Source organism: Gordonia sp. VNK1, from assembly GCF_040049135.1.
Lineage (GTDB): Bacteria > Actinomycetota > Actinomycetes > Mycobacteriales > Mycobacteriaceae > Gordonia > Gordonia oleivorans.
This window is the reverse complement of the sequence record NZ_JBDZDJ010000031.1, coordinates 24,511-40,558: the sequence shown is the minus strand read 5'-3', so window position 1 is coordinate 40,558 and position 16,048 is coordinate 24,511. Positions and strand designations below refer to the sequence as shown.

General features: G+C 63.4%; 14 protein-coding genes. 13 read left to right on the top strand and 1 reads right to left on the bottom strand.

What is annotated here, in order from left to right:
* Positions 1-10: 10 nt before the first annotated feature.
* A complete protein-coding gene (locus tag ABLE94_RS24475; RefSeq protein WP_348810155.1) occupies positions 11-598 on the bottom strand; it encodes a hypothetical protein in 588 nt (195 codons plus the stop codon).
* Between the two features lie 279 nt (positions 599-877).
* Here ABLE94_RS24475 and ABLE94_RS24470 point away from each other — a divergent pair, with 279 nt between their 5' ends.
* The 13 genes from ABLE94_RS24470 (at position 878) to ABLE94_RS24410 (ending at position 15,955) form a co-directional block, all read left to right on the top strand.
* On the top strand, positions 878-1,891 hold the full coding sequence (locus tag ABLE94_RS24470) for a nuclease-related domain-containing protein (protein WP_348810153.1): 1,014 nt from the start codon (positions 878-880) through the stop codon (positions 1,889-1,891).
* Between the two features lie 7 nt (positions 1,892-1,898).
* The gene (locus ABLE94_RS24465; RefSeq protein ID WP_348810152.1) at positions 1,899-2,711 is read left to right on the top strand and encodes a hypothetical protein; all 813 of its coding nucleotides are present in this window, start codon (positions 1,899-1,901) and stop codon (positions 2,709-2,711) included.
* Positions 2,712-2,786: 75 nt separating this feature from the next.
* Positions 2,787-3,176, top strand: a complete 390-nt coding sequence (locus tag ABLE94_RS24460; RefSeq protein ID WP_348810151.1) for a hypothetical protein — start codon at positions 2,787-2,789, stop codon at positions 3,174-3,176.
* Positions 3,177-3,178: 2 nt separating this feature from the next.
* Positions 3,179-3,868, top strand: coding sequence for a hypothetical protein (locus tag ABLE94_RS24455; protein WP_348810150.1), 690 nt, complete (start codon positions 3,179-3,181; stop codon positions 3,866-3,868).
* A gap of 51 nt (positions 3,869-3,919) precedes the next feature.
* Positions 3,920-4,705, top strand: coding sequence for an endonuclease/exonuclease/phosphatase family protein (locus ABLE94_RS24450; RefSeq protein WP_348810149.1), 786 nt, complete (start codon positions 3,920-3,922; stop codon positions 4,703-4,705).
* Between the two features lie 196 nt (positions 4,706-4,901).
* Positions 4,902-6,101: a DUF6361 family protein gene (locus tag ABLE94_RS24445; protein ID WP_348810148.1), complete on the top strand. Its 1,200-nt coding sequence runs from the start codon at positions 4,902-4,904 to the stop codon at positions 6,099-6,101.
* Positions 6,085-7,857: a hypothetical protein gene (locus tag ABLE94_RS24440; protein WP_348810147.1), complete on the top strand. Its 1,773-nt coding sequence runs from the start codon at positions 6,085-6,087 to the stop codon at positions 7,855-7,857. Before ABLE94_RS24445 ends, ABLE94_RS24440 begins: the two co-directional genes overlap by 17 nt.
* Positions 7,850-11,035, top strand: coding sequence for a helicase-related protein (locus ABLE94_RS24435; protein WP_348810145.1), 3,186 nt, complete (start codon positions 7,850-7,852; stop codon positions 11,033-11,035). The genes ABLE94_RS24440 and ABLE94_RS24435 overlap by 8 nt, the downstream gene beginning before the upstream one ends.
* 170 nt (positions 11,036-11,205) lie before the next feature.
* The gene (locus ABLE94_RS24430; RefSeq protein WP_348810144.1) at positions 11,206-12,237 is read left to right on the top strand and encodes a hypothetical protein; all 1,032 of its coding nucleotides are present in this window, start codon (positions 11,206-11,208) and stop codon (positions 12,235-12,237) included.
* A gap of 26 nt (positions 12,238-12,263) precedes the next feature.
* Positions 12,264-12,698, top strand: a complete 435-nt coding sequence (locus ABLE94_RS24425) for a hypothetical protein (RefSeq protein ID WP_348810143.1) — start codon at positions 12,264-12,266, stop codon at positions 12,696-12,698.
* A 179-nt stretch (positions 12,699-12,877) separates the two neighbouring features.
* Complete coding sequence (locus ABLE94_RS24420) at positions 12,878-13,183, top strand: hypothetical protein (protein ID WP_348810142.1); 306 nt, start codon at positions 12,878-12,880, stop codon at positions 13,181-13,183.
* A 121-nt stretch (positions 13,184-13,304) separates the two neighbouring features.
* A protein-coding gene (locus ABLE94_RS24415; protein ID WP_348810140.1) for an IS3 family transposase occupies positions 13,305-14,449 on the top strand; the annotation gives its coding sequence in 2 pieces (ribosomal slippage) (positions 13,305-13,572 and positions 13,572-14,449; 1,146 coding nt in all).
* Positions 14,450-14,941: 492 nt separating this feature from the next.
* A complete protein-coding gene (locus ABLE94_RS24410; RefSeq protein WP_348810139.1) occupies positions 14,942-15,955 on the top strand; it encodes a nuclease-related domain-containing protein in 1,014 nt (337 codons plus the stop codon).
* Positions 15,956-16,048: the final 93 nt, after the last annotated feature.

Genomic DNA, 16,048 nt, shown 5'->3' with positions numbered 1-16,048 from the left:
CCAAGCGGGCCTACGGATTCCACACGCCAGAAGCGCTGATAGCGATGGCCGAACTCACCCGCGGCGGCGCCTGCCCCGAACTGCCCTGGCCGTAACCCACCCACAAGAACGTCAGGAGATCCCAGATCTGAGCCTTCTCGATCACGCACACATCTGCGTCGAGCTTCCAGTCGGCGGCAGTGTCTGGACTTGCAGCCCAGGCCGGTGAGGCGAGCGTGGACGCCTTGATCTTTACCGGCTTAGCCGACGTCTCCAGAATCAGGAGCCAGTGGCCGGGCCCCGCCTGGGCGGTGGCCAAGGAATCAAAACGAAGTCGGGTCTTGGGTGCATGAAGCTTGTCAGGGCTCAGCGCTCCCGAAAGGCCGTAATCGGGGGTGGTGTTACCCTTCCGCGCCCAGGCATCGCGGATGTAACTCTTCTCGTTCTGAGGCTCGATTGTCGCTGGGTCAACATGTGCAGGCGACTCCACGTGAACGGCCACAAGCTGTTTCGCCGGTACGCGAGGCAGGCCCGCATTGAAGACCTCCCGCTCGTCACTTCCGTCGACAAGGGTCAACGTTCTCAGGACGAAATCCAAAAAGGAGCTGATCGAATTCACGCATCCCTCATTCCCCGACCCCGACTGGGGCGTTCGTTCCACACGATTGCTTGAATTCCACACCTTACGTTCTGCATCCGACATTTCTCCCCCGAAACGCTGCTCCGCATCTGGTGTTCATCGCCCGCCCGCACCGCGGGACACGTCGGCAACGCCCGCGCGAGGTTGTTCACCTTCTGTTCATCTTCACGTCTGAGCTGGGATTATATGATGCCGCACATAGAAATTCGGGCCCGTAGCGTTCGTGCCGTCCCTGTTCCCACGCATCAAGGAGACGACATGAACCCCTCCGATTTCTACGATCACCCGCGCCGGGTTGCCACCCACCTGGGCGGAACCGTTGAGTCCATCAGGACCGCGAGCACGGCGTTGGCCGGCATGTTCCTCGTTGTCATGTGGGCGACGCGGATGTGGAATGCATGGTCCGAGCACGGGGTCGGTGCCGCGGTGGTCGTCTCCGTCGTCGTCACGGTGGGGTTCGTCGCCATCGCAATCGCCGGTCTCATCGTGAGCAGAATGGGCAAGTACAGCACCGCCGCTCTGCTCCCGGCGTTGATTCTGCTGGCAGCGTGGCCGACCAACTGGATCGTGCTCGCGTGCACGGTGCCGGTGGTGCTGATGACGATTTCGGCCTATGCCGAGTCGTGGCGGAGGGTCGAACAGACCTACATGCCCGTCGAGCCGCGGTTGCTCGAACAGCGGATCATCGGTGAGCCCGCCGGATACCTTGGCGATGCGGTGGAGAAGTTCGGAGCCGCCAACGTCGCGAAGGGCATCGCCGGAGAACAGCTCACCAACGACACCTTTTCCGCTCACCTCGATACCTATCCGATGGTGCAGTTGGTCAACGGACTACGCTTCCCTGGGTCGGAGAAGGCCGATATCGATCACGCGCTGGTGTGCGGCGACAAGGTCGCCCTGCTCGATTCGAAGTATTGGGCCGGCGGCACTTACCAGTGGGGTGGAGCTGGTTTGATCCTGTCCGGTAGGGGCCACGGCCTGACCTCCCACGAGACCAACTTCGACGTGGCGGTCCAGCGCCTGACCGACGCGTTCACTGCCGAGAACAAGCAGGTCTGCGGGTGGATGGTGTTGCACAGCAACAACGGTCGGCCGATGAACTGCGTCCCACCAGGCGCGGAGACCGCTGTACTGCCTACCCTGGTTCCCGGCACCGACTGGTTGCCCACCGTCATGGCATGGCTGACCTCCACGCAGGTCGCCTGTGCCACAGAGGAACTGCAGGCCACGCAGTGCGACACCATGAAGCTCGTTCTGGACTGGACGAAGTGAGGAGCGAATGAACACCAACGGTCAGCCATCCGACCGCGCCTTGCTCAAACTCACGATGGCCATGCTCGACCGCTCGATCTCCGACGAGCTCATCGATCTGCTCGGCGAGAGCTTCACCGCGAACCCATTCGTCACCGCGATCGCCGACGGCCGTGTCCCCCACGACTCGACGATGCCCGACGGAACAACGATGTTCTTCGTTTCCGTCTGTTCACTCGATGACCGGCGGGTCCTGGGCTGGTATCGCCGCGACCGCGACGACATCTTCCGTTCGGGCAATTGGTGGGGTGACCGGGAGTGGGTGCAGAGCGCCAGGACAATTCTGACGGAACGGCCACCCGTGGAAGTCGGGCCAGCACGCTTCTATCGATTCGGCGACATCGACGGCACGGTTCTCGTCGAACACATCGCCGCCGCGATCATCGCCACCGTAGCCGGACAGGCCGACGTCATGGGCCTGCTCACCGAACTTCCCTTACGGAGCATCGGCCTGCCGAATGAAGACGACGCACCACCGGAAGTCGCCCGCCGGATGCCCGTAAGGGGCGATCCGCTGACGACATTGATCCGTGACCACGTGGGAGAGGACCGCTGGCTTTCCCGCGACGAGATCGACGTCATCTGTTCAGCCGCGATGTATGACTGGACCCATACCGCGGGGGCGGAGTGCCCGTTTCTCCCAGCACATACGAGAGACGCCATCACCCGGGTCGCCGGCCCCGCCGGCCGCTACTACTCACACACGGCAGTGCGCATCATTCGCGAGGCGATCGCATCCTGGCCCGGCTGCCCAAAACTGTGCATTCATGCTGACTGGTGACGATCGATGGAGCAGCCCACCGTTTCTGTCGTACCCATATGCCAGCCTGACCTCACACCATTCGAAGGAGTCCCGATGCCCATCCCCGCTCTGACGTCGACACCCGTGAACGCGCCCGTCATCACGATCCCGCAGGTCAGTTCGCCTCTCTATCCGTGTGATTGCGGCTGCGAGCTCACCGACGACGACGTGTTGGAGTTTCTCGATTCGGACGACGACTGGGTCAGTCACCAGAAAGTCCGCGCCGTTACCCAGCACATCCTCGATCTCCGCGAGGTGTGTTCGTTCTTCGACGACCATGTCAATCGATCGGTCAAGAAATTCACACCGATCGCTCTCCGCTACCGCCCTGCCATGGCCGCGAAGGCCGTCCGCGAAGGCGCCAATACCTGGCACGGCTGCCCGGAAGAACTGTGCAGCCAGACGGATTCCGAGCCGCAAAGCCAAGACGGTAAGAGGGAGTAGTTGTGAGCGAGAACGAGTTCGGCCTCACCGAAGGCGCCATCCTTTCCACCGTCGTACTGGGAGCGCCCGTGGGCGGGGTGCTCCAGGTCTGGGGCGACGAGCCATCACTGTGGTCGGTTTGTGATTTAGATCAGCTCGCCGCAATGGTCGGGGTCGGCCGGATCGCGCGCACGAGAATTGAACAAGGCCGCTATCGCGAGGCGGGTTTCATCGACGATGACGGAACCGCGCTGCTGCTCCAGGCGCGAGTGCCATTGGAGACATCTGACGAAGGTCATCGCGGCGCCGCAACCTATTTCGCGTTGACACCAGCGACCGAAGTGTTTGGAAACCCCTGGGCGGAGCTGGCAGATCTCATCAGTCGCGGTGCAATCGGTGCGATCCAGCGCGGCGAGATTCTCGTCGTAGAGCAGGGCGGATGGGAGTCCCAGCCGCGCTACTGTCTGTTGGCCGCAATGGGCGCCAACGAACGGATCGAGATGGTGATCGAGACCGCACCGGCACCCGGCACTAGCAGAATGTGGCCACCTGCGGTATCCGGGTCAGGACAGACCATACGGGCACCGTTCTCCGACGACACTGTGGGGGTGTCGGGCCGGCTGGCGGTGGAAGCAATTTCTGAATGGGGTTGTGCACCTTGGGATCTAACCTTCACCTATGTGGTTCCCAGTGAGTCCCGACGGCCGAGCTGATGCACTCGTCTGTGGCACCGTCGCAAGTCACAGCACGGAAGTCCCTAACTCGTGCCTGAGTTCCGCGATCCTCCGAATAGGCCACCAGACGTCGTCTGGTGGAACGTCGGTCGGAGTTCGGCGGCGACACCCGCCACCCGACGGCGACTCGGTCGGCAGATGGAGTTCTTGGACAGTATCAATGCTCAGATCGCCATCGGATTGACCGAAGTCAGCGTTTTGGCGCGCTCGGAGTGGGCCCACTGGGCACAGAGCAGAGGTTTCCAGTCGATCACCGGCCGCTCCGTCGGTGGCCTGAAGACAACCGCACTGCTGTTGTGCCGTGCCGACCTGATCGAACGTCGTTCCGAGTTCTCGATCACCCAGTCACGATTGAGCCCGAGGGGTGTCGGCGGTTGGCTGGAGTTGCAGAGCGCGCGCATGATCCATCCCGAAGTGGGCAGCATCCGAATTGCCGGCACCTACTGCTACGGCAGTTATCAAGAAGCACTCAAGAGTGTTCGGCGACGACAGGACCCCAGGTACATCGTCGGCGGCGACTGGAACCTCATTCGCTCGGAAAGTGGGCGTGGCGGTCCTGAGGATTGGGCCGGCACCGCATTCGATTGGGTGCACTCGAACACCGATTTCACCGAGGTCGTGCCGACGCGGACCGACGGAACCCGCGGTCCCATCGATACGTGGCACGTAGGTGCGCGCGACGCCCGCCAACTAGACCATGTCTTTGCCGACAAGCCGACGGCTGCGCAGACCGCTGTTTCCATCGTGGACGTAAATGACGACACCGGTGCACTCAGCGACCACAGGTTGGTCACTGCCCGTCTGGGCGCTCAATGACGACGCGCAAACAGTCCATGCAGCTCGATCCCAATACACGCGCATGGTTGCGGGCGGCCAAACACCGTCCGCACCGACTGTCACCCGCTACCCTATGTCTTCATGTACCAGATCGCCGAGAACACCGAGGGCATCGACTGTCCACTGGAACTCGCGTCCACCCAGTAGAGCCTGTCGAACTCGGTCACCATCTCCCATGTCCCTGATCGCCTGGCTCGATTCCTCCGCCCACGACGAGCGACTGATGCGCGAACTCGTCCACAGGTTCACCGAGCCCGGCACCCTGGACGAACTCGGACTCGGACGGATTCGGGATGCTTTGTCCGACACTCTCTTTCCGGGATCGTCCACGCAGCACACTCGAGCTCGCTACTTCCTGTTCCTTCCCTGGATCTACCACGACGCTGCTCGGAACAACTCGGGGACCGAACTGCTGGCCAAAGCGCAACAAGCAGAACGCCGCCTGATCCTCGCCATGAAGACCGCCGGCGCAACCGAAGGGCTCATCGGCCGCGCCGGCGGTCAAACCCTTCCGTCGCAGCTCTACTGGACAGCCCTTCGCCGGTATCGCATTCTCCGCGTCGCTTCCGCACCGAATCAGCTCCACCAAATCGGCTCGGTAACAGGTCATTCCGGTATCGACGAGGAGGCGTTGCCCGCAGAATGGGCCATCTCGATTGGTGGGCCTGCCGACTTCCCGAAGGTAGTCGAGAACGGATTCGATCTCACCCACGACGAAGCCGAGTGGCTCCGCGATCGCATCGTGACCTCGACCCGCGGTTCCTACCTGAGCGTTCTGCTGACCGATGCCACACCATTACCCGCCCCCGCCGCCTCACCATGGCAGCACCCGGCGCTCGCCGACGCACCGGAGCCGGTCCAAGACACCGTCGAGCACGCGCGCCTGTTCTCACTGGTCATGAACGGAGCCGGGCTTCTCTACAACCTGCTCGTCGCCGAGTTATACGAAGGCGCAGACCTACACGCCGTCAATGAGCCCATCGCGCGGTATCGAGAACGTCTGGACGGATGGTCGGCTCGGATCACAGACCAATCCAAATCGATCGTCGACTGGGATGTCGGGGGCTTCTGGGACACGGTCAACTCCGCGCGCACGACCCCCATCACCGGGGCGGTCCGAACCTTCGTCGACGACTGGGTCACCGCGATGAAAGACACCGGTGCTGACGGGGCATCCGATGACAACACTCTGCGTGGCCTGGTCGCCGACCGCGAACGCTACAACAAGAACCAGCACTCAAGGTTGCGCAACCCACGACTCGTCGCGTCATGGAACGGAGCGTCCGGGAGCGAGCCCTTCGACTTCCGATGGCCACAGGTCTCGCGCATCGTCGCCGACATCGTGCAGGGGCTAACCGATGATGCTGGCGCCTGACGACCGAACCACCCTCGCCGAACATATCCGGCCGCCAAGCAATGCCGAGCTCACCCATCTGGTCGGGACCACGTGCGCACTCGACCTCAACAGCGCTCTCATCGCGCCACTCGCGGCGGCGGGCAACACCGACCTGCACGCAGCCGACTCAGTGCAGATCTTCGCCGCACTGCACACCACGGTCGACAAGATCGACATCTTCCACCAGGCCGGCCGAGTAGCGGTTCCACAGAAGCCTTCTCGCCTGCTGACACTCCTCGAAGGGACCCTCCACGCGGTCCATCACCGACAAGGGTCTCTCTTCGGTCCGAAACTCTGGCTCGCGCGATACGCCTGCGCGGATGGCACCACCGCCTACAAGCTCATCGTTCTCACCCGAGACCTGACCCCGGACAAGTCGTGGGACGTGGCCGTCGTCTTGGATGGGTACGCCTCCACACGCCCGTCCTCGAGCAATCACCTCCTGTCGAAGCTGATCGAGTACCTCCCCGCCGCCACCGTCGTGCCACTCACCTCCGCACGGCGCAAGAGGATCACCGACCTCAGCGCCGAAATTCGCTACGCCCACTGGACACCACCCGCGGGCGTGACCGACGTCGCCTTCCACGCCCTCGGCATTCCGGGCGTCACCTCCCGCCCGGATTTCTCGGGCAACAAACAGCTCATCGTGTCGCCTGACCTCGATGCGGCTGCGGTGACCGCCCTCTTCAGGGGTGGCAGCGACGGCTGTGTCGTGTCCACACAGCAGGCGTTCGACAACCTGGGATCGTCCGCGCTGCCCGACGGTGTGGCGGGCTACGTTCTGGCGCCAGACGCCGGCATTCCCACCGACATGGACACCGCCGCCCGTCCCGCCGCGCTGCGCGGCTTGCACGCGAATCTGGTCTGCGCCCAACGCAATCACCGATCCCACCTGTTCATCGGATCGGCCAGTCCGACCGGAGCTGCATGGGGTGGCAATGTCGAGTTCTTGGTGGAGCTCGACGCCGGGAAATCCGCGAGCGTGGATCAGATGCTCGGCGACAAAGGCATGGGTCCGATTCTTGTCCCGTTGGAACCGGCCGCGTCACCGCGACGTGCCCGCGGCAACCCCGCCGGGGATGCCCTCGATGCGCACCTTCGCGACGTCGCCGGTACTCAGCTCACCGTGGACACAAACCGCCACGGTGAACAACGTCGGATGCATGTCACCTCGTCCCACGAGCTCCCGGCGGCTGACGACGTGCGACTCACCCTCGCCCCGCTGACCCAGCCGGCGATGGAACGCGATCTTGATTCCGATCAGCCGGTCGATGCCGAGTTCGACGTGGAACCGACCGATGCGACCGCGCTGTTCATCATCCGCGCAACGCGCTCGGGCCGGCGTCCGCGCAGCACCGTGATCCGAGCTCAGGTCGGTGAGCATTGTCCCCAGCGGGCCCACGGACCACCGACCGGCGTGATCACCTCCATCGAAGAGTTCGTTCGCCTACTCCAGTTGCTGCTGGGCCCCGATGACGACACCCTCGCCGACGACTTGGCAGAACCGCATCCCGCCACGAATCGCCGTGACAGGCACCCCGACACCGCACGGGGTTTGTTCGAGATGTTGATCCGCACCGCCGCCGATCGACCCGAGGCACTCGACAAGGCTTGTCCTATTGTGGAGGACATCATCGCAGAGGATGGCCCCGAACATGTACTGCCTGTAGGCTTTTCAGAATTGTGGTCGGCCGTGAATGGCGCCCTGCGCGGGGCGGAACCTTCAGATGAGTAGCCGTGCAGCGTTTTCCGCGCGCCCCGTCCTCGCGGATCTGCGTCCTTTTCAACGGACGACCGTCGACCACGTCGTCGACCGGTTCTACGAGGCCGGCGATGCCCGCCGGTTCCTGGTCGCCGACGACACCGGATTGGGCAAGAGTCTCATCGCACGCGGGGTCATCGCTCGCACCATAGAGAGACTCCAGAATGACGACGATGTCAACCGCATCGACATCGTCTACGTGTGCTCGAACGCCGATGTCGCCCGCCAGAACGTGAACCGCCTCAACGTCGTTGGCACCGAGGTCCCGCTGCCGACACGGCTCAGCCTCCTCGCCGCCGGGGCTGCCGACCTCGACACCCCACCAGTGGTCGGCGCCAAACCCGTCAACCTGGTGCCGCTGACCCCGAAGACTTCCTTCGAGAAGGGTTGGCGCACCGGACTGATCGATGAAAGAGCCCTGCTGATGATCCTCCTCGACGACCAGCTCGGGTTCGGTCGCAGCGAACGAACCGCCGCGTATCGCATCTTCCAGGGAGGTGTGAAGGACTGGCGACGATTCCGTGATCACACACGCCGTTTCGAAGTTCAGCACGCCGGACATCTCGACACGCGCATCGTGAAGACCTTCATGAGGTCGGTACGCCAGGCGGGAACCGACCGCACCTCGCCGCTGCATCGATTCCGGGTTCTGCTGGCGGACACCGCCGGTCGCCCATCGGTACCGGGCGGTACCGAAGCCGCCGCACAGATCGTGGGCGAGCTCCGATCACATCTGGCACGTGCGGGTGTCGAAGCACTGGAACCGAACCTGGTGATTCTCGATGAGTTCCAACGGTTCTCCGACCTGCTCGATGAACGGACCGAGGCCGGGGAACTGGCGCACGCACTGTTCGGGTATATGCAGGCACGAGTCCTGCTGCTGTCCGCAACGCCGTTTCGGTCCTTCACCAGTCTCGACGAGGACACCGCCGACGCCTCGGGGGGCCATCTCGCCCAGTTCCGTCAGACCGTCGATTTCCTGGCGAAAGGCGGCCGAGACGCCGCGGCGGTCGACCGCATCGAGAAACTCCTGAAGGATTTCCGCGACAACATCACCAGGGGCACGGAGCCTCGGACAGAGACGAGGGAGCTCAGGTCCGAACTCCTGAACCTGATGTGCCGCACCGAACGACCTGTCGCGGCGACCCGGGCAATGGTCTCCGAGACCGTCACCACCGCCGACACCGTCAGCGTGGAAGCCGTACGTCAGTACCTCGGGTTTGCTCGGATGGCCGATCATCTCGGCACCGGCTTCCCACTCGACGTCTGGAAATCGGTACCCCACGTCCTGCACTTCATGGACGCCTACCAACTCGGACGGAAGATGCGCGACGCCATCGCCGACAACGACGACTACACACTGGCGATCGTTGAGTCCCTGTCACGCATCGATTCTGACGTGGTCCGCCGTTTCGAGGAGATACCCGCCGACAACACCCGCATGTCGGCGTTGATCTCGTCGACGACCGAGGCGGGATGGCAGCGGCTTCTCTGGGTGCCGGCGTCGTTGCCGTACTTCACGCCCGGCGGTGCCTATTCGGATCCTGCGGTGACGACGATTACCAAGAAGTTGATCTTCTCGTCGTGGTCGGCGGCACCGACAGCGGTGGCATCGCTGCTCAGCTACGACGCCAGTCGACGTATCGCATCAGCGTCCGATGTCAGGGTCAGGAACACCCCCGACGGCCTCAGACGGGTTCGCCCGCGGCTGCGACTGAGGATGCAGAACCGCCGACCTTCGGCCATGACCTCACTGATCCCTTTCGTTCCCCTTCCGGAGCTCGCCGAACGGGGAGATCCATTGCTGTTGCGGGACGGGGCTTCTCGAACGGTGCACGCAGCGACGGCGGAGCGGACCCTGGCAAGCGAGCTTCGCCGTGCCTTGCCTCGTCACCGGAAGCTGTCTGAGGCCAGCGAGTATGCTTCACTGACCTGGCAGTGGCCGATCACTTTGGCCGGCAAGGGTTTCGACGAAGCGTTAGAGGGGCTCGGAGTGGACGGCTGCGCACACGCCCTCTCCGGTGCGACACAGGGCGACTCGCTCATCACCGACCCTATGCAGGACACACCGGATGCCCTCGCACACTACGTCGCAGAGTTATTGACCGCGCGGACACGAGCCGTCGACCTCACTCGCACCCCAAAGAATCTGACCGTCGAGGTTGCCCGAATCGCCATCCATTCCCCGGCGAACTGCGCGTGGCGGGCGTTGGGGCGTCTACCCGTGGACCTGTCGAACGTGACCTCCGGCGGCCGGTGGGCTGCAGCCGCGATAATCGCCGCTGGCTTTCGGACACTGTTCAATCGCTGGGAGTCGACGCTGCTTCTCAACCAGCTGTACCCGGACGAAACCTCGTACTGGCAGCGGGTTCTGCGGTACTGCGCCGACGGAAATCTGCAGGCAGTGCTGGACGAGTATCTCTATCACCTGGTCGGGGTCGAAGGACAACGCGTCTTCGACGACCAGGTGATCCAGGCGTTTGCCGTCACTGCATCCAACGCGCTCCGGTTGACCTCGGCCAACTACCGCGCCAAGGACCCGTTGCAGAGTGGGGACGACATCGAGTTCCACGCACGCTTCGCGATGCGCTACGGCGACGCGAAGCCGGACGAGCAGTCTGCCCGGCCCAGCGAGATCCGTGCCGCGTTCAATTCACCCTTCTGGCCGTTCGTCCTCGTGTCGACGAGTGTCGGTCAGGAGGGCATCGATTTCCACCCTTGGTGCCATCACCTCTTGCACTGGAACGTGCCGTCCAACCCGGTCGACTTCGAACAACGCGATGGCCGCGTAAACCGATTTCGGGGACATGCGTTGCGACGCAACATTGCCCACGCGTACGGCCGCGAGATGCGCGGGTCGTCGACGCCCTGGGACGAGGGGTACTGGCTGGCCCGGGCCGAGCATCACGAATCGGAGGTCAAGGGGCTGGCACCGGACTGGGTGTATCCGGGCCCGTACACGGTCGTTCGAGAGGTGATGGCGTACCGGATGAGTACCGATCTCGCCCGGTTGGATCAGATGCATCATCGAGTTGCTCTGTACCGATTGGCCTTTGGGCAGCCGCGGCAGGAAGATCTGCTCGAGCTGATCGAGGCCTCGGGCGTCAGCGCCGAGGACGCGGAGCGGTGGCGGGTGGATTTGCGGCCGTGAGGAAGCGAGTTCGATTCAACGCAACTGACGCCGGGCTCAGGCATCTCGGAACTCGCTCCTTCCGTCTGATCGGACCAAACAAGCTCCACAGCGACGGAAATGTCCGACTCGTATGGCACACTCAGCGCAATCGAGAAAGGTCATCCATGGTTCTCCCTCTCATCCCCCTCGTGGCAATCGCGGTCGGAGCAGCGGCCGGCAGCAGCGGTATCGCCCTCGGCGGGAAGGGCGCATACGACATCAAGAAGGCGCAGTCAGAGCTGGCAGCCGCCAGCAACCGGTATTTTGCACGCCGCGCCGAGAGCGAAACCCTGGTTCAGGCTGTCAACGACGAGATCATGGACTATGGCAAAGCCCAGGAAACTGCTCTGAGCACAGTTGTCCTGCGGATGCACGACTTCCTGGTTCGCAACGAGAAGAAGGTACGCGACAACGAGAAGCTGCTGGTCGACGGCATAGACGCAACCGTAAACCTCATGCAGGGAAACAGTTCACTCGATACTTCGCCCTCCGAGTGGATTCGCGGCGTGATCGGCTCTGTAGGGGTCGGTATAGGGGCGAGTACTGCCACAACATCTGCAGTAGCAACCTTCGGAGCGGCGAGCACGGGAACAGCGATTGCCGGGCTCTCCGGTGCCGCGGCCGAAAGCGCGACTCTCGCATGGCTTGGCGGCGGCGCACTGGCGTCCGGAGGCGGCGGTATGGCCCTGGGCGCGGTGGTACTGAACTTCGTCACCATCGGTCCTGGCATTCTTGCAGCGGGCTTTGTCGTCAAAGGCCAGGGTAAGAAGGCGTCCACAAAAGCGCTGGAGTACAAGGCGAAGATCGCGGTGGCGATCGAGAAGCTGGCCGTTGCCGATACCCAGATGGAAGCTGTCAGAACGCGCACCGCCGAACTCAGCAAGCTTCTGGCCCAAATGTCAGCGAAAGCCGCGCTGGCACTGGACGACCTCGAAGCACAACCCTTCGACCCGGCTCGTCACGCGTCTCAGTTCCAGCGTGCCATGATTCTGGTCAAAGGCGTGGTCGACATCGCCACTACCCCAGTGATCGACCAAGCGGGAGACCTGACCGACGCCGGCCACGATCTCACCGTCAAGTACCGTGTCGCACCGACGGCTCGCACACGGTCGGCTGACCCTGGTTCCACGTCTGCTGACACTGCATTCGCTGGTTCCGACGCCTCTGGCGCAACACCGTAAGAGACCTGAGACCTCGAGGAGCCCCCGTGTCAGCCAACGATTCCACTCCGCTTCAGGGCCAGGTCGTCCCACCGAAGCGTTCTCTACCAACGTCACTCGATGGGTTCGCAGCACTCAACCAATTGGTCGAAGCGGCCAGCGACTGCATCAAAGTTCACGCTACAGAGAAGACCGCTCAGGCGCGGATCACCGCCTACGAGACGACCGAAGTGACACGAATCAAGGCGGCCGAAGGCATCCTACGATCGTACTTCGACAACGTGTTCGCAGAGCGCCGCGCGAGTATCGATGCGATGTTTCAAAGGCTGGACGGCGCAATCGAATCCGGCAACGCTCAAGCCATCAGCGAGATGGTCAACGGCGTAGTTGATATAGCGAAAAGCTCACCGCTGGCAGATCTGGGCAACCTCAGCGAGATTCGTGCGGCACTCGACGATCCGGACCAGGTCTGGGACCTGTAGGTCGTCATCACTTCCCCGCGATCTGCGTGGCCAGTGGCCTGGCAATGCGCTGACATCGCCACGTGTCATGACCGCGCGCGGGCGTGGCGCACCCTGGCCGGATTGTTCGGCTCGTCGTAGAAGCCGCCGATCATCATCCATGCTCTCACTTATCCAACAAGTGAGAGCATGGCAGGATCATGCCGTCAGATCCGCCCGAAGCCAACGCCGAAAACAAGTCGCGGCCCACGGCCGACACCGAACACGACTTCGCCACCCTGGACGCCTACCGCTCCGGAGATGTCACACCCGTCGTCGACACCCGCACCGTCGCAACAGCACTCGACATCTCCCCCACCAACGCCGGCCGGGCCATCACCCCGCTGGTGGACGCCGGGGTGCTGCAGGAGTTCACCGGTTTCAACCGGAATCGAATGTGGCAGGCGAACGACGTGCTCGGCGCACTCGATGATTTCGCGGCGAGGGCAGCGCGTCGTGGACGGTGACCTGGCAGCCGCCTACGAGCGCGAACTGAGCTACCTGGTCTGGCGTGTCCCCCGTGAACCGGTCCGGTTGGTTTTAGAGTCCTGATTGCCCTGATGAGGGCACGAAGGGACGATAGGGATCATGGCAGGACGGAAGCGTCACTCGGCGGAGGACATCGTGCGCAAGTTGCACCGGGCTGATGAGTTGGCGGCGGAAGGTAAGACCGGCGAGGAGATCGCCGCCGACCTCGAGGTGTCGGCCGCGACGTTGTGCAACTGGCGCCGCCAGTACGGCGGCATGGACGCTGATGCCACCAAGGAACTCAAAGAGCTGCGTGAGCAGAACAGCCGGCTCAAGCGGCTCCTCGCCGATGCGGAGTTGGAGAAGGACGCACTGCGGGAGATCGCGAAGGGAAAATTCTGAGCCCAACAGCCAAACGCGCGGGCATCGACATGCTCAAAGAGCGCATGAACATGTCAGAACGCAAGGCGTGCAAGGTTGTTGGGCTCGCCCGCTCCGCTTATCGGCAATTGCCGCAGGCGCAGACACCGGCCGATCCCGATGCCGGCCTGCGTGAGCAACTACGGACCTATGCCCGCAAGAACCCTCGCCACGGGTTCCGTCGGGCATGGGCGTGGCTACGTTTCGACGAGGGCGATGAGGTCAACAAGAAGGAAGTGCACCGGTTGTGGAAGGACGAAGGATTGCAGGTGCGACGCGCTCCGCGCCGGAAGCGGGCGGGCCAGTCGTCGGTGCCAGTCGTGGTCGCTGATGCACCGAAAGTGGTGTGGGCATTGGACTTTCAGTTCGACTCCACCGTCGACGGACGCAAGATCAAGATCGCGTCGATGGTCGATGAGCACACCCGGATGTCGTTGGTGAACATCGTGGACCGCTCGATCACCTCCGAGCGCCTGATCGAGGAGTTGGAGAAGGTCTTCGCGATCTGGGGTGGCCCGCCGATGGTGCTGCGTATGGATAACGGCCCTGAGTTCATCTCAGAAGCCCTACGGGAGTTCTGCGCTGGGTCGGTGGCGATCTCCTACATTCCGCCCGGCACGCCGTGGAACAACGGGTTCATCGAGTCGTTCAACAACCGGTTGCGCGACGAGTGTTTGAATCGCAACCACTGGCCCACGCTGCTGGAGGCCCGTGTGGTCATCGGCGACTTCAAAGACGACCACAATCACCGACACCGCCACTCAGCGCTGGGCTACCAGACCCCGGCCGAGTACGCTGCCGGATGCACCCACCGGCATCACCCCGTGGGCTGCGAGATCGACTGACCAACCGTAAGAAGGAACTGGCTCTAGCACCGACTGGACCGGTTATCGGGGACCTGCCAGGTCGACTACGCCCGCGCCGATTGGCTCGGATTCTCCCCCATCGTCGGCTCTGCCGCGGCCGCTCGCGGCGGGACGGCACTCGAAGCCGGCGGCAGTTCATGTTCGATCTGGCCGGGACCTCGTCGAGCGCGGCGTCGCCGCCGGTGACCTCACATCTTCCGACACGGTTCCTTTCCGAGGATGGCCCGGCAGGACACACGACGTGATGCTGCGCATCCGTCAGGCCGTCGACTCCCTCGACCATCTCCCCGACACCGGTGAGGTCTTCTGGTTCGCAATCCTCTGACCGAGCAGCACATGCGCGTCCCGTTCACCTTCTGTTCACCTTCGCTCTGACCTGCACGTTTACCCCGATTTCTCGTGCCGCAACCCTCAAGACCCCCTCTCTAGTGTTCATGTCGTCCGCACTCACCGACTCATCAGGAGACGACAATGAACCCCACCGATTACTACGACCTCCCCCGGGTGGACCGCACCCCGCACGGCCGGACCGTCGACGCCATCACGACCGCGTGCACCGCGTTGGCGGGCCTCTTCCTTCTCGTCGGCTGGGTGGTGGAGGTGTGGGAGGCATGGTCCGACCACGGATTCGTCCCCGCGGCACTCCTGACGATCGCCATCACGGTGGCCGTGGCGATCATCGCGGCGATCGCCTTCGCGGTCTCGCTGACCGGAAAGTTCGGCGTCGTCCTCCTGGTGACCGTGGCGGTGCTCATGGCGTGGTGGTGGCCCAGCACCGCTATGGTCCTCGCCTGCGTCGTTCCCATCGCACTCATGACCGTGGCGGCGGTTGCCAGTTCGTGGCGTCGCGACGGACAGGCCTACACGCCTATCGAACCCAAGTTGCTCGAGCAGCGGATCATCGGTGAGCCCGCCGGGCACCTGGGTGATGCGGTCGAGAAGTTCGGCGCCGCGAACGTGACGAAAGGTATTGCCGGCGAACAGCTCACCAACGACGAGTTCGCTGCACACCTCGATGATCATCCGGGGGTGCAGCTGGTGAACGGTCTGCGATTTCCCGGCTCGGACAAGGCCGACGTCGACCATGCCCTGGTGTGCGGCAACAGGATCGCCCTGCTGGATTCCAAGTACTGGACCGGAAACAGCTATCGGTGGGGCGGTCCGGGCCTGGTGCTCAGCGGTCGCGGCCACGATCTGACCTCCCATGAAACCAACTTCGGCGTCGCCGTCGATCGCCTGAGCTCCACCTTCACCGCCGACAACAAGGAGGTCCGCGGTTGGACGGTGCTGCACAGCAACAATGGCCGGCCGATGGAATGCCCCGCGCCGGCGTCCACCGCGGAACTGCCGACGCTGATCGCCGGCACCGACTGGCTGCCTGCGGTCATGGCGTGGCTGACCTCCGAGCAGCCCGGCGCGGACACCGACACGATGCGGGCGCGCCAATGCGACACGATGAAGCTCGTTCTGGACTGGATGAAGTGAGCGCGACGTTGAGCACAAACGAAGCGAGACACGTGGAGATCGCACTCCTCGCGGCCATGTTGCGTCACGACATCTCCGCCGACCTCATCGATA

Bases quoted from the DNA above. Each gene is read 5' to 3' on its own strand.
- ABLE94_RS24470 (WP_348810153.1), top strand. From the start codon at position 878: ATGAACCCCTCCGATTTCTACGATCACCCGCGCCGGGTTGCCACCCAC.
- ABLE94_RS24460 (WP_348810151.1), top strand. From the start codon at position 2,787: ATGCCCATCCCCGCTCTGACGTCGACACCCGTGAACGCGCCCGTCATC.
- ABLE94_RS24445 (WP_348810148.1), top strand. From the start codon at position 4,902: ATGTCCCTGATCGCCTGGCTCGATTCCTCCGCCCACGACGAGCGACTG.
- ABLE94_RS24435 (WP_348810145.1), top strand. From the start codon at position 7,850: ATGAGTAGCCGTGCAGCGTTTTCCGCGCGCCCCGTCCTCGCGGATCTG.
- ABLE94_RS24410 (WP_348810139.1), top strand. From the start codon at position 14,942: ATGAACCCCACCGATTACTACGACCTCCCCCGGGTGGACCGCACCCCG.
- ABLE94_RS24420 (WP_348810142.1), top strand. From the start codon at position 12,878: ATGCCGTCAGATCCGCCCGAAGCCAACGCCGAAAACAAGTCGCGGCCC.
- ABLE94_RS24465 (WP_348810152.1), top strand. From the start codon at position 1,899: ATGAACACCAACGGTCAGCCATCCGACCGCGCCTTGCTCAAACTCACG.
- ABLE94_RS24440 (WP_348810147.1), top strand. From the start codon at position 6,085: ATGATGCTGGCGCCTGACGACCGAACCACCCTCGCCGAACATATCCGG.